The sequence below is a fragment of the Paenibacillus sp. FSL M7-1046 genome (genome assembly GCF_038007405.1).
Lineage (GTDB): Bacteria > Bacillota > Bacilli > Paenibacillales > Paenibacillaceae > Paenibacillus_AQ.
Genome location: NZ_JBBOXB010000001.1, coordinates 4,382,134 through 4,397,410 on the forward strand (window position 1 = coordinate 4,382,134; position 15,277 = coordinate 4,397,410).

The 15,277-nt window shown below is 49.9% G+C and carries 8 protein-coding genes; all 8 read left to right on the forward strand.

From position 1 onward, the window contains the following. The first annotated feature begins 69 nt into the window (after positions 1-69). Entirely contained in the window at positions 70-5,193 is a 5,124-nt protein-coding gene (locus tag NYE29_RS19250; protein WP_340897080.1) for a putative Ig domain-containing protein, read from the forward strand. Between the two features lie 32 nt (positions 5,194-5,225). After that, a complete protein-coding gene (locus tag NYE29_RS19255) occupies positions 5,226-5,582 on the forward strand; it encodes a hypothetical protein (RefSeq protein ID WP_340897081.1) in 357 nt (118 codons plus the stop codon). A gap of 127 nt (positions 5,583-5,709) precedes the next feature. Then, a complete protein-coding gene (locus tag NYE29_RS19260) occupies positions 5,710-7,923 on the forward strand; it encodes an AraC family transcriptional regulator (protein WP_340897082.1) in 2,214 nt (737 codons plus the stop codon). Positions 7,924-8,139: 216 nt separating this feature from the next. Then, positions 8,140-9,114 (forward strand): ABC transporter permease, encoded by a 975-nt coding sequence (locus NYE29_RS19265; RefSeq protein WP_340897083.1) that lies wholly within the window; start codon positions 8,140-8,142, stop codon positions 9,112-9,114. A 29-nt stretch (positions 9,115-9,143) separates the two neighbouring features. Further along, complete coding sequence (locus NYE29_RS19270; RefSeq protein ID WP_256718262.1) at positions 9,144-10,016, forward strand: carbohydrate ABC transporter permease; 873 nt, start codon at positions 9,144-9,146, stop codon at positions 10,014-10,016. Between the two features lie 81 nt (positions 10,017-10,097). After that, entirely contained in the window at positions 10,098-11,684 is a 1,587-nt protein-coding gene (locus tag NYE29_RS19275) for an extracellular solute-binding protein (protein WP_340897084.1), read from the forward strand. Between the two features lie 103 nt (positions 11,685-11,787). Further along, entirely contained in the window at positions 11,788-13,251 is a 1,464-nt protein-coding gene (locus tag NYE29_RS19280) for a glycosyl hydrolase family 28 protein (protein ID WP_340897085.1), read from the forward strand. 417 nt (positions 13,252-13,668) lie between these two features. Then, positions 13,669-15,276, forward strand: a complete 1,608-nt coding sequence (dcuS, locus tag NYE29_RS19285) for a DcuS/MalK family sensor histidine kinase (protein WP_340897086.1) — start codon at positions 13,669-13,671, stop codon at positions 15,274-15,276. The last annotated feature ends 1 nt before the right edge of the window (position 15,277 follow it).

A 15,277-nucleotide genomic window follows, 5' to 3' on the forward strand; every position in this document is an offset into this window, starting at 1 on the left:
CAGATTATTGTTAGCGCTATCATTTTGTCCTGAGCAGTGCCTGACACTTTGTGTAAAAGGAGACCTGAGATGAGAAAAAGATTTATGCAGGGAAAAGCAAGTCCGGTGTGGATGATGCTCTTAATCTTATTTCTGATTGTGCCTTCATTTCCCGGGTATACGGCATCTGCCGAACAATATGATGTAGAGAGTGCAGGTGAAACGGTTATTACGGATTTCCAGCCTCATGCGGTCCCGGTGGTCAACGAGCAGGGATTCACTCATCCGGGCATTTATGTGACGGCAGAAAACCTGAATCTGATGCAGCAGATGGTCCGTGAAGGTTATGAGCCCTGGGCAAGTGCGTTTGAACAATTCAGAAGAGATTCACGCGCCCAGAAGGACTACAAGCTGCAAAATGACGACGGAAAGGGCAATCCATATATTGATTTCCTGCCGCCCGGCACCGGATCGAAGCCTGTCCGTTATGATGCCGATGCCGCTTACGCGCAAACGGTGATGTGGTATATCACCGGAGACTCCGCCTATAAGGACAATGCGCTGAAGATTCTGCGTGCCTGGTATACCTCGCTGAGAAAAGTTACCGATGCCGAAGGTTATGATTGGAGCGCCGATGTGCTGTCGGCAGGGATGTCTACGAATAAATTCAGCTTTGCCGCCGAGATTCTGAGATACACCCCCGGCTCGGGCTGGACAGAGGCAGATACAGCAGGATTTACACGATATCTTGAGAATTTGTGGCCGATGTATAACCGTGACGAGCAGTTTATGAATCAGGGCGGAGTGGCGCTCATGGGCTTTATGTCCAGTGCTGTATTCCGTGATGATATAGAGGATTATGCCAAAGCGGTTAATCGGGCGACCGTAAATTCTGCCTGTATCAATACTGCCCGGGATTACAGCATTAAGAATCAGATGCGCATGGTGACTTATAATGCTGTAACAGGTGAAGCCGTCGAACCGCATGTGCAGCTGGTGGAGATGGGCCGTGACCAGCCTCATGCCGAAGGAGATATTGCCGCCCTCTCCAATGCGGCACAGATTGCCTTTGCACAAGGCACACGGGTGAATGAACAAGGGGAAATTGCCGCTGACGGCACCTCTTTATTCGAGTTCATGGATAACCGGATCATGAAGGCGGCGAACCAATACGCCAAATATAATCTGGGGAATTACATTTCGTGGACACCGGTATTTTCCGGCTGGACCAACTGGGAAGACAAGGAGAACGCAAACGGTGATATTTACAATGTGGTTGCGACCAACGGCCGTTACCGCTTAGGCCTGGAGAGTGTGGTCTACTATCACTATAAATACAAGCTTGGGATCAATGATGATGATCCGGATTTCAAATTTATCCGGCAAGCGAAAGAGAAATACGGTCTTGAGATTTCGGGACAGGATAATCTTGCGAATTCGGATTTGCTGCTGGCTCCGGTTGAAGCACGGACTGGGGAAGCTCAAGGGCCGCCTAAGCCGATAGAAAAGACCGGCTATAAGGAGAACGTTGCCGGGTTTGACCGTTATCAGGTTGCGGATTTCACCGGGAAATACGGACAGGGAATCCTTGAGGATTACCAGGATGAATATGGCCTGCGTCAAATTACGAGCGGATTTAAGAAAAACGAATACTATTGGTACAAGGATTTTGATTTTGGCGAAGAACAAGTCGACCGGATTTTATTAAATTCGGGATCGAATTCCTCGGCAGGCGCCCATGTTCAGATGATCCTGCTGGATCAGGTGCCCGGAATTGACTTATCGAACGTAACAAGCGCTGATCTGGCCAAGGGGGAAATCGTCGCCGACTTTTATTCCGGCGGAACCGGCTGGTGGACATCGCTGGCGTCCAAATCGGAAAAGCTGCTTAAGCCGCTCAGCGGCAAACATTCCTTCGCTTTGCTGTTGCTGGGTTCGGACAATGTGTATGGCCTGCAGGCTAATATGGACTGGATGAGTTTTGCCCGTTCTTACGCCCATGAAACGACTGAAGCCGAGAATGCGGATGAATTTACCCAAGGGGCAGTTAAAGGCAGCAAGGATGTAACAATGCCTGATAACTCCGCGATTTCGTATAGAATCATGGATCTTGATTACGGGACGGCGGATTTGGAAGCGACACTCTCCACATCAGGCCCGGGAGTGCTGGAAGTCAGACAAGATTCTATCGACGGGCCATTGGCCGCTTCCTATGATCTTCCGGATACAAATGATGCCTCCACAAAAGTGCAGATCCAGTCAGCAAAATTGCAAAATAACATGAAGCTGCGCGGGAAAAATAATATTTTCCTGGTTTATAAAGGCGAAGGCTCTTTAAAACTGGACTCCTTCAAGAATGTAAAGCTGAAAGATGCGGCGGTCTTCCCGGAAATCGAATCGGAAAGCTATACGACCTTGCGTGAAGGCAAGGCAGAGTTCAAACAGGAGGCTGGAGTTTCCTATGTCCATGCAGAGGCGGCAGCCGAACCGGTGACGCTGGTTTACTTTGACAATCACTTTGGCGAGGGGGTCCATACCTTCAGTATCCGGCTCAGGAGCGATGATATTGCCGCCATAGAGATTGCGAATGAAGCCGGGAATAAGGATGGAAGAGAATTTACGCCATACGCCAAGCTCCTTGTTCCCGATACGCATGGGAAATGGACAACGGTTTCCTTTGATATGGGCAAAACCCCGTACCCGGTTACCGGTACACAGGTGATCTACCTGACCGTTAAAGGGGCGGGCGTAGATTTGGATTATATGAAATTTAATCCGGATAACCATACTCCTGTTATTGCAGAACCCGGCTTTGCGAACGGGAATTTCACGCTGGGAGCGGACAGTGAAGGGGTGGCATCAGACTACCTGCTCACAGGCAAGGAATACCGCAGTTCGTACACTGCGGCGGATAAAGACAATGACATAGCCGAACTGGCTGCGCAGCGGCTTCCGGAGGATGCGCAATTTGATTCCCTTCAAGGTTTGCTGAGCTGGACACCGTCAGCGGCCGATGCCGGCAAGGAGTTTTCGATTTATATTACGGCAGATGACGGGCAGGCAACGGCCATAGCCAAGCGGAAACTGGTGGTTTTTGAACATGTGGATGCATTAATTGCTAAAGTGACCGAAGCTTATGACCCCCATGTGAGTTATGCGAAGCGCACTCTGCAGCCGTATCAGGCTGCACTGGCGCTGGTTGAGAAGCTGAAGGGCAGCCCGGACCTACCTTTCTATGAGGCGCTGGCTGTGCTGAAGGAGAAGACAGACCTGCTCTGGTCACTCGACGCTATTCAGCGTGTGGATGGAACGCTGAATATGGCGGATTTCTCAGCCATCTTCACTTCGGACGGCAAGGAGGGCAAATCGACTTACCAGATCGCCGAAGATGGTGATGTGAATACCTCGCCTGACATGCGGCTGAATGGAACCGGGGCCGGCTGGATGGTCTTTGATTTCAAGGAAGGCTACGGTGTGCAGTTGAGTAAGGTGGAGATGGCAGCCCGGACCGGCTTTGCCGGACGGATCAGCGGTGCGAGAATCGAAGGCTCAACGGATAACGTGACCTGGAAACAGCTTACTCCTGCAGCGGCTAATACGGAGGCTTGGCAAAGCTTTGCAGTCACCGATATGAATCCCTACCGTTATCTGCGGATCAGCAATCCGTCTAACGGGAACTGGTATGGGAATATTGGAGAAATCCGCTTTTACGGAGCCTATCACGAAGTGACAGTGCAAGACGCCATCAAGCAGGTTTCCATCGCTTCCAATCATTCTGACCCTGCACTTGCGAGTCTTGGCGATCGGGTCACGTTGTCCTTGACTGCGGCAGAGGTGATTGAAGAAGTCGCGGTGAGCATTCATGGAACCGCGGTTGAAGCGGTGTCCGCCGATGGTCTGAACTGGACAGCAAGTTATGCTGTCGGTGAATTATACACACCGGGAGCCGTCAGCTTCAATATTGCTTATAAGAACGGGAAGCCGGTCAGTCATACCACGGATGCTTCTGCTGTTACGCTGGTGGAAGAAACAGGACTGATCCGTGACATTACAAGCAAAGCGGTGTTTATTGACTCCTCGCCTAACCGGACCCAGGAGGGAACAGTGGCGCAGGTTAAGGCGCTGTTTGACAACAATCCTTCCAATACCTCCGATTTCCGGGGATTGGATGGCAGGGGTGCGGGCTGGATCGTATTTGATTTTAAAGAGGGCAATGGCGTCGAGCTGAACACAATCAAGCTTCTGGCACGGCAGGACCAGCTGGGCCGGGCCAAGGGCGTGATTGTTCAAGGGTCGAACGACAATGTGACCTGGACGAATCTGACCGGCGCTGCAGCAGGGGTCAAGGATTGGCAGAGCTTTAAGGTAACCGATCAGAACCCATACCGCTATCTGAAAATCAGCAATCCGTCCAATGCTAACTGGTATGGCAATCTTGCTGAGGTTAAGCTGTACGGTTCGTATGAACCGGCCAACGAAAAGCCGGTATTCGGTGAAATGTCTCCGGTATCCATTAAGCTGGGGCAGACCGTGACTGCCTCAGTGTATGCCACAGATCCGGAAGGCGGCCCGCTGACCTATGCGGGAGTGAATCTGCCGCCTGGCGCCGTACTTGATGCGGCTACCGGCCTCTTTACTTGGACACCGGAGACGGCGGGGACTTATGCGCTGACTCTCAAAGCGATAGACGAGAGAGGCGCAGAAACCCTGGCAATCCTCCAAATTACCGTGGAGGAAATTCCGCTGAATCTGCCGCCTGTCTTCCAGCCGGTAAGCCCGATCCAAGTGAATTTGGGCGGAACGGTCAGCTTCAGTGTCTATGCGGCAGATCCGGAAGGGGAAGTTGTCCGGTATGCGGTTTTGAATTTGCCCAACCATGCGGTTTGGGACGAGGTGAAGGGAGAACTGAGCTGGAGGCCTGATACAGCCGGGGTGTACGAAATATTCGTCACAGCCGTGGACGAAGCGGGAAATTCAGCGAAACTTCCCGTCTTTATTACTGTTACTGACAGGGCAAATGCAAAGGATGCGCCGGGCCTGCCCGTTCTGTCCAGTAATAACGGATATGATACAGGACTTCTGGATGGGGATTATGTCCTTACGATGAATTTATGGTGGGGCAACAACGGCACTTCCTACAAACTGCTCGAAAATGGCAGAGTGATCCAATCCGGCGAGTTATCGGATAACTTCCGTCTCCCCAGCAGACGGTAACGGAGATTACAGGTAAAAGTAACGGAACATATGTGTATGTGTATGAGCTTACCAATGCCTCCGGTACAACAGTGAGCGCGCCGCTGTCCGTGAAGGTAACCGAAGCTGCACCGGGTACTCCTGTATTGTCCAATGACAACTGGGATGGGAATGGAGAATACCAGATCACCATGAATATGTGGTGGGGAACCAATGCCACAATCTATCGTTTGTATGAAAATGAGCGTTTGATTGATACTCAGACTCTCAGCGCCCATACCCCAGACGCCCAGTCAGTGAGTACCCTGATCTCCGGAAAAGCTCCGGGTGTGTATGAATATGTGGCCGGGCTGGAGAACCGTTCAGGTCTCACCCAAAGCATTGTCATGATCATAAAGGTGGAGAAATAAACAAGAGGCGGACTAAGGGATACCTGAATGTCCGCCTTTGTATCTCTAAAAGCTATACAGCACCGGAATCGCATTTATAATGGAAAATGTAAAGCGATGAGTGAGACAAAGAGGGGGGATGATGTATATGCCCGAATATAAAAAAACCATTTTCATACGGTTTATCATGTCTTATACGATCCTGTCTGTTGTTCTGATCGGCATCATGGGAGGGTATTGGTATACCCAAACCAATGGAATCATGGAGGATGAGATTGTTAAAGACAATCAGAACCGGCTGAATTCCGCCAAGGATTATATCGAACAGACAGTACTTAAGAAATACGAAGATAATCTGCAAAACAAAGCGCTCTCCATCCGGTTTATCCAGGAAAATTTTAATTTGAATCTGCTACTCAACAAGAGCTGGGAGGGGAATTTGAGCCGTATTGCTTCCTTCCGGCAGGATCTTGATTTTTACAGGATCGAAAATGAAGGGCTCAGCAATGTCACCGTTTATTTCCCGGCCAATAATTATGTGGTGGATTCCAGTCAATTTTATATGAAGACTGAGAATTCGGAGGAAGCGGCGTTTATCTTAAAGCTGAACAGGGTGAAGCCTAAAGAATGGCTGTTCCGGACATTGGCGGATGGAACTCAGGTCATGACCTACGTGATTAAACTGCCTTATGAGACACCGGGTGTGCCGACCATGGGATACTTTTTTATCGATGTAGGCATGGAGTATCTTCAGACGGCGGCAGCCCAAATGCTCAGCTCTGCGGCTGACCGGCTGTATATCTTTAGCCCTTCCGGGCAGGCCGTTCTTCATACGGGGGAGTATGATGAAGCTTTAGGCGGATTGCTGAAGGAAACGATTCAAAACCGGCGGAACGGCAAACAGATCACCGAGGAGTCAGAAGGCAAAGCCGTCCTTTCGTATCTGGAGCCGGCCCATTCGGCGCATGACTGGACATATGCGATGTACCGCCCGATGAATTCTTTTGTACTTTCTTCCGAACAGTTAAAGGAAAGCCTTTTCATCAGCTGCGGGGCGGTCGTGCTCTTTGGTCTTTTGATGTCATTCTTTTTCTCCAAGCAATTGTATATTCCGGTGAAAAAACTGGTAATGCAGATTAAAGGGTTGCAGTCACCGGGTTCTGTCACGTTATGGGGCAATGAATATGCGTTTATTGGCAGCACCTTTAATTTGTTGGAAGAGAAAATAGTGAATCTGGAAACACAGGCCAGAAAAAATGATTTGAAAAATCTGCTGCTCGGGGTAAACCTGGAAATGGAGGTAGAGTCATTCATCAGGCCGGATTACAGCTATTGCACAGTTTATCTGAATAACCTTGAAGGGGGCAGTGAAGAGTTTAAGGACCATTATGAGCGGATGGATCACTCCTTGCCTAGCGTAGTTGTCGCCTTGAATGAGCAGGAAGCGGCTATTATTTATTATATTCCGCGGGCTGAGCCGGAACCGGAAAGGGTTATGTTGGCCGATTTGCAGCAAACTAAGTCTTCAGAGCAAGCGTCAAGCTTCGGGGCAGCCATCGGTACGATAGTGAACAACCCGGAGGAAATCGCCGATTCCTACCAGATGGCTAAACAGGCGGACCGATATCATTTTTTATACGGGAAGGATTCCATTGTTGCCTATTCCAGTATCGTTGAGCTGAATACGGCGCCTTATCTGTTTCCTTACGATCATTTCAAAAATGCGCTGCAGGCGGGAGACGAGGATAGCGTGAACAGCTTCCTTGATCATTTTCTGCAGACTCTCCGGGAAAGCAAGCTGCAGATTGAGGCGGTGGAGCTGGCCTTGCTTCAGCTGATTATGCAGTTGTATCAATCCGTTATTGAGCTTAAGCTGCAGCACTTTCTGCCGCACTCGAATATCTTTGATGAATTAAAGAAAGACACGCTCACCGGTACGGTTGAAGGGATACGGGTGCTGTCCATGCAGATTACCGAGCATCTGAAATATTCGGGCAACCATGCGCACACCGATCTGATCCGTACTCTGAAAAATTACATTGAAGACCATTTACACGAGGATTTATCCCTGCAGATCCTTTCAAAGGAAGTATCGCTTGCTCCAGCTTATATTTCCACACTGTTCAGTGAGGGGACAAAGGAGTCTTTTACAGAGTATGTAACCCGGCTGCGTCTGGAAAAAGCTGCGGATCTGCTGCGTTGCCAGCCGCGTCTTTCGGTGTCGGCGATCGCCTCGCAGGTCGGATATCGTAATCCCCAGTATTTTCACAGCAAATTTAAGACGCGTTTTGGTGTCACGCCCGTCCAATACCGGAACTCGCAGCTGGCGGCCCTCGATAGCTTGTATTTAGAGAACGAATAGCAAGAAAACGATAAGGAAAAACAGGATGATGATAGGGCTGTTGGTTGGAGCATTTGGTTATGCTATCCAGTCAACGGCCTTTTTTTATGCCTTTAAGGGCAGAAATGAAAGATTTTATAAGGATTCGAATGAAGTTGCAATGGAAAAAGCGCTTTCAGGACCCTAAGATGGGAATGTGGTTTGAGGGATTTTGTATTTTGGAAAGGAGCAGTCAACATGAACCCGGTGAATCGTCCGGAAATTGACGGAGGGAAGAAATTGTACCATGCCCGGCCGTCGAGAATTGCAGCAACCTGGAGAGAGTACAAAAAATGCAGATACCTGTTTCTGCTGCTCGCTCCAGTGATGATTTGGTACGCAGTGTTTGCCTACGCCCCGATGTACGGTATTCAACTGGCTTTTAAGGATTTTAGGATTATGGATGGCATCTGGGGCAGCCCGTGGGCCGGCCTCAAGCATTTCGAGTTCCTGTTCTTTCAGTCCCCTGATTTTCTGCGGATTTTGAAGAATACGGTTACGATCAGTTTTCTGCATATTGCCTTCGGCTTTCCCGCACCGATTATACTCGCGCTGCTGATCAAAGAGATCCGCTCAAGCACCTTCAAAAGGGTTGCGCAGTCGCTGACGTATCTGCCGCACTTTTTTTCCTGGGTCATTCTCTCGGGAATTCTGATCACCTTGCTGTCCCCGTCGAGCGGTGTGGTGAATTACCTGCTGCAGCTTGTGGGACTAGAGCCGGTTTATTTCCTGGGCAATCCTAATTATTTCCGCTTCACGCTGGTAACCTCGGGGATATGGAAAGAAGTGGGCTGGGGGACGATCATTTATTTGGCCGCGCTCGCCGGAATACAGCCAGAAATGTACGAAGCTGCCGTCATGGACGGAGCCAGCCGCTGGAGGCAGACCCTCAGCATTACTCTTCCGACGATTTTACCGGTCATTATCCTGATGTTTATTCTGCGGATTGGCAGTGTGCTGGATGCCGGATTTGATCAGATTCTTAACCTCTATTCACCTGCGACCTATAGTGTGGCAGATATTCTGGACACCTATGTTTACAGGGTTGGCTTGCAGAACTTCCAGTTCAGCCTGACGACGGCGGTCGGCTTGTTCAAGAATGTGATCGCTTTTGCTCTGGTGCTGACTACGAACTTTATTTCTAAAAAGCTGGGACAGCAAGGCATCTTTTAAACGGAAAAACCGGATAGGAGGATAAAGCAGTGAAACATAGTTGGGGTAGTACCCTTTTTCAGGCCTGTTTAATTACTTTTATGATCATCTTATGTATCGTCATGTTGTATCCGTTCGTCCATATGCTCTCCATATCGTTCAGCACACCGGCGGAAGCATTGAGACTGGGAATCCATTTGTACCCGCAGAAGGTCTCATTATTCGCCTGGGAGAAAGTACTGGGCAATCCGGATATCTGGACGGGGTTCGGAAACACACTTTTTCGTACCGTAGTTGGCACCATTTGTTCCATCCTGTTCATGTCATTTGGTGCTTACCCGCTCTCCCGTAAATACTTGCCGCACCGCAATGTGTACACAATGATTATTGTGTTCACGATGTTTTTCAGCGGAGGGATGATTCCTTCGTATTTCCTGATCAAGTCCCTGGGACTGCTGGATTCGCGTCTGGTCTATATTATTCCCGGTCTCATCAGTACCTTCTCCATGCTCATTCTGCGCAATTTCTTTCAGGAGATTCCCGACGAGCTTGAGGATTCGGCTAAAATTGATGGAGCCAATGATCTGCGCATTCTGTTTCAGCTTGTACTTCCGTTATCGCTGCCCGTCATTGCAACATTGTCGCTATGGTCGGCGGTGGGACATTGGAACGCCTGGTTTGACGCGGTTCTCTACATACAGGACCCCTCCAAGCAGGTGCTGCAGACCTTCCTGAGACGGGTGGTTATCACGGGAGAGAATCTCTCCCTGTTTGCGAACGATGTTAAGGGCTCTGAACTGGGTTATGCAGAGCCGATTAAAGCGGCTACCCTGATGTTCACGGCGCTGCCGATCATTATTGTCTATCCGTTCCTGCAAAAGTATTTTGTCAAAGGAACCATGGTGGGGTCGCTTAAAGGTTAACCGGTGTTTGCTCAAGCTGTCTTTCACGGCAGTTTGATGAAATTATAAAATTGCTAACGATCAAAAGGGAGGCTATTAGAAATGAATAAAAAGAAGCTTGTCACCGGTATGCTGGGGCTGGCCATGTCAGTATCGCTGATTGTGAGCGGTTGCAGCAGCAATGGGAACAATAAGGCGGCTAAAGAAAACAATGCCGGAGAAGCCGCAAATGCCGGCAAAGAAGCACCGATTGAAATTACGCTCGCCAACAACTGGAACAAACCGAAAGCGGACAACAATTATGTCCAGAAGTTTCTGGAGCAGAAATTTAATGTCAAGTTTAAAAATGTTACCTTTGAGACGGCAACCTGGAAAGAACAATTTAACGTAATGCTGGCCTCCGGTGAAATCCCCGACATTATATCCGTGGACGGAACTGTCGGCGATATGGTGCAATGGGCGGATCAGGGCATCCTTGCCAGCATTTCCAAAGAGGAGATTAAGCAATACATGCCTAAATATACGGCGGATGTGGAGAGCGTTGATCCCAACGCCTGGGACCCTGGCAGTTACAACGGGAAAAACTGGGGTGTGCCAAAGGTATGGGGCGAAGGTGCAACGGGCTTTGTTCCCGCCTTCAACGGGCAATGGCTGAAGGCGGTCGGATACAGCGAGCCGCCCAAGGATCTTACGGAGCTTGAAGATGTTCTGACCAAATTCACGAATAATGATCCCGACGGCAACGGCAAAAAAGACACGTATGGCCTAACAGGACGCGGTAAGGATGCCCAGGCACAGCTGTTCAATACAGTGTTCGCGGCTTACGGTGTAGCTCCTTACCAGTTTAAGCTGGATGCCGATGGCAAAGTGACCTATGGTGCGGTTACGGAGGAAGCGCGCAATGCGTTGAAGCTGCTGAATAAATGGTATAAAGCAGGGATTATCGATCCCGAGTTTATTACCGACGGCAACGGCGAAATTCAAACCAAATTTATCAGCCTGCGCACCGGCCTTATCGAGACAGGAATGTGGCATCATTTATATGACGACGGTTACTTTGGCCTGGTCTCTAAGGATAAGGGCATTGAACTGGTTCCAGGGGTCCCGTTCACCGGTCCGGATGGCAAGAAATATGCCATGGCAAACGGAGCATTGCAGCCGCCACTGTTATTCGGCGCACAGCTTGAGAAGGATGAAGCCAAACGGATCAGAATTTTGCAGATTCTTGAATATGTCACTAGCGATGATGAAGGTTATCTGACCACAGCCTTTGGAGAAAAAGGAAACTCTTATAATCTGGAAGGTGATCTGGCGGTAATTACAGAAGCGGCAACGGGAACGGAATTAATGGGTGAGTTAGGTACCGGCTTCTACAATCCTTTTGGCGGCAAGGTCAATTCGATGATGAAGCACCACTATTCCCCGGAAAAGCTTGCTTACAAGGAAAAACTGACAAATGTGGAGGGACTGACGGTCCTAACCGATCTGATGCAGTCAACGGTGATGACAACGAAAGCGCAGTACGAGGCCATCCTGAATACACTTCAGGCGCAGTATTATATCAAGGCGATCTCCGGCGAATCCAATACGGATAAAGACTTTGATGATTTCCGGTCCCAGTGGCTCAATTCCGGCGGCCAGACGGAACTTGATGAAGCACAAAAGATTTATGAGGAACGCAGCAAGTAAAATGAACTTAGTGTGAGAAACAGAAGACCGGCTTAAGCGGTACACGGAGAACGTGCCCGCTTCTAAGCCGGTCTCCTCACTATGCCGGAGGGAGTCTAACATTATGCAGGAAGCAAATACAGAGCTGGTAGTATATCCGGTGCCGGAAGGTGCCGCTGGAAACCCGGGTTTCTCGGTGAAGGTCCGCAGGCCGCAGGGGGAATGGCAGCCCTTGTTCTGCCACAATGTGAAGGTCGATATGCATGAAGTGCGCAATGCCTCCATGGTCTCGTTTGATTGTTCCGGGCCGGTGGAACTGGAGATTGTAAAGAATGGCGGAGTCGTTAAGGAAGCTGTTGTCCGTCCTCTATCGGCGGATATAAACTGTGAATGGGAAGGGAATGTGATGCTGCTCCGGCTGGATGGCCCGCGGCAGCTATCCTTGGAAGCGGACGGGGAGCGGTTCCACAACCTGCATATTTTCGCTAATCCAATGGATGAGAATATCCCGGCTATCGCCGGTCCGGAAGTGCTTACTCTGGAACCGGGAACCCATGTCACTGAAGAAATACAGGAGTCCCTGGCCAGTTTGGCTGCGGCGGAGAAACACAAGGTGGTTTATTTTGCACCCGGCATTCACCGCTTGGATCCAGCCCGGCTTGAAGTACCCTCCAAGACAGTGATTTACATCGCGGGCGGGGCCGTGGTTTATGGCGGTTTTATTTGCAGTCATGTCCATGATGTGCAGATTCGCGGCAGGGGGATTCTGTATATGTCGGATTTCGAGAAGACGACCTATTACCGCGGCGTGGAAATCAGCTATTCCCGGAACATCGCCATTGAAGGCGTTACGGTTATTGATCCGCCCCATTATACGGTTCTGCTGGGACAATCAGAGCGGATCGACATCCGGAATATCAAAACCTTCAGTACCCGCGGCTGGTCTGACGGCATAGATATGATGGCTTGCTCGGATGTGAAGATCGACAGTGTATTTCTCCGCACCTCGGATGATTGTATCGCCATCTATGCCTCGCGCGGCGATTACCAGGGCGATACCCGCAGAGTTGCCGTTACCCGTTCGATTCTTTGGGCGGATGTAGCCCATCCGGCCAATATCGGGACGCACGGCAACCATGAAGGCAATGGGGATGTGATTGAAGATATTCTATTCCACGATATTGATATCCTTGAGCATCACGAGCCTCAGCCGGACTATTGGGGGTGTCTGGCGATCAATGCGGGTGACAATAACACGGTACAGAATGTTACTTACGAGGATATACGCATTGAACCTTTTGAACTCGGAGAGTTGTTTAACGTGAGAGTGCTTCAGAACCTCAAATACAATCCAGCTCCCGGTAAGATCATCCGGAATATTCTATTCCGAAATATATGCTATTCCGGAAGCAGCACTAATCCATCCCACATAGCAGGCTATGATGAAACCCGCAGGGTAGAGAACGTGAGGTTTGATAATGTAAAGATAAATGGCAGGCTATTGGATCTTTCGCAAGATGTTGTTATCGGAGCATATGTGAGTAAAGTGAAAAGACAGATCCATAGATTAAGCCCTTCAAGTAAATAACATGACCGTAGTGATCCAAGCTTTTGGGACTGCACCCCGTTTGTGAGACAGAGGTCAAAACACCTTGCAAGTTTAAGCTGCCAGTCGCCGGAAATCCATTGGCGACTGCTGTGATCTTCGAGGTAGAACGTTTCAGACTTTAGTGTGGAATGAAACGATTAGGGTAGGGGCATTATCAGCGGGCGTTCCTTTACGGGACATGCTCATGGTAATGCCTTTTCCCTTTTTCGCAGCGTGATAGGCCTGATGTATATATGCTTGCCCAGGTCACTGTGAAGCAGCCAGCTCACTTTGTGTGGATATTCTTTGAAAATATTCATCAGTAAAGATGATTCTAAAAGATTTAAGAAGAGGGAGTATCGCGCTTTCAGAACTTTTGCGTTATAATCTAGAAAAATTTCTTGAAGGTGGAACACTGTGAGAATTGGAAAAATGAGATTGCGCCTTCAGACAACAATCACCCTGATGATCTGCCTGATCGTCGCCCTCGTCCTGCTGATTGTGTATGTGATGTTTGGCATGAAGTTCTCCCGGCAAGCCCAGGAATCGCTGGAAAACAAGGCTATAACCATTGCCCGCACCGTTTCGCGCACGCCGGTTGTTATTAACGGTCTACTGGAAAATTCGGATTCCGGCAGCATTCAGGATTACGCAACCGAAATCAGCGCCATTAATAACGTCCAGTTTGTTGTTGTTATGGACATGCAGGGGATTCGCCGTTCCCATCCCGATGCTGCTTTGATCGGCAAGCATTTCATGGGAGGGGATGAGACGGATGCATTGCACGGTAAGGAGAAAATCTCCATTGCCCAAGGTTCACTGGGCTATTCCGTGAGAGCGTTTTCACCTATACTCGGACCAGATCACAAGCTGATCGGTGCAGTGGCCGTGGGGATTTCACTTGGCAGCGTCCACTCAGCCGTAAAACAGAATCAGTGGATCATCTACTCGGGGATACTGGTTGGCGGACTTATGGGCATCGCCGGGGCTGTGCTGCTGGCACGCAAAATAAAGCGGATGATGTTTGGTATGGAGCCAGGGGAAATCGCCAAATTGCTGGAGGAGCGGAGCGCCATGCTTCAATCCACCAAGGAAGGGATTTTGGCAGTAGACAAAGAGTCCCGCATCACCTTGGTTAATGCAGAGGCGCGAAGGCTGATGGGCAGCGTCGGCATGAGCCAGGACCCGGTCAACAGGCAGGTGGATCAATTCTGGCCCCTCCTGCGGATGGAGAAAGTGCTGAATAATGGCGAGCCTTTGCAGGATAAGGAAGTGGAGCAGAGCGGCATTACGCTGCTGGTGAATGTGGTTCCGGTAAGGGTGAACGGAATCATCGAAGGAGCCATCGCCACTTTTCGGGACAAGACCGAAATCAGTCTTCTGATGGAGAGGCTTTCGGGGATATCTCTGTATGCGGAGGCGCTGCGTGCCCAGACTCATGAATTTATGAACAAGCTGCACGTGATCATGGGGCTGACCAATATGCGCAGCTACGACCGGCTGGAAGAATATCTGACGGATATTGTGCTTAGTATCCAGACAGAGGCGGACTCCGTGGTCAGACTGGTCAAAGACCCGGTTATGGTCGGATTTCTGCTGGGAAAGCTCAGCCGGATCAGGGAGGCGGATGTGCGTTTGGTCATTCTGGACGACGGTATGCTGCCCGAGTCTGCCAATCACGAAGTATCCCGGGAACTGGTCACTATAGCCGGCAACCTGCTGGATAATGCCCTGGAGGCTGTGCAAGGTGCAGGCAACAAGCTGATAGAGATTGGATTCCGGCATGAGGACAGCCGGCTTACACTCAAGGTTGTCGACAATGGTACAGGTATTTCCGTCGAAAACGGAGATCACCTGTATGAACAGGGCTATTCCACCAAAGGCAAGGACCGGGGCATCGGGTTGTATCTGGTGCACCGGAGCGTGGCCAAGCTGGGCGGAACGATTCATTGGGAAAGCCGGGAAGGTGAAGGAACCGAGTTTACTGTGCAGTTACCCTATATTGCGAAGAGTGATGATAACTAAC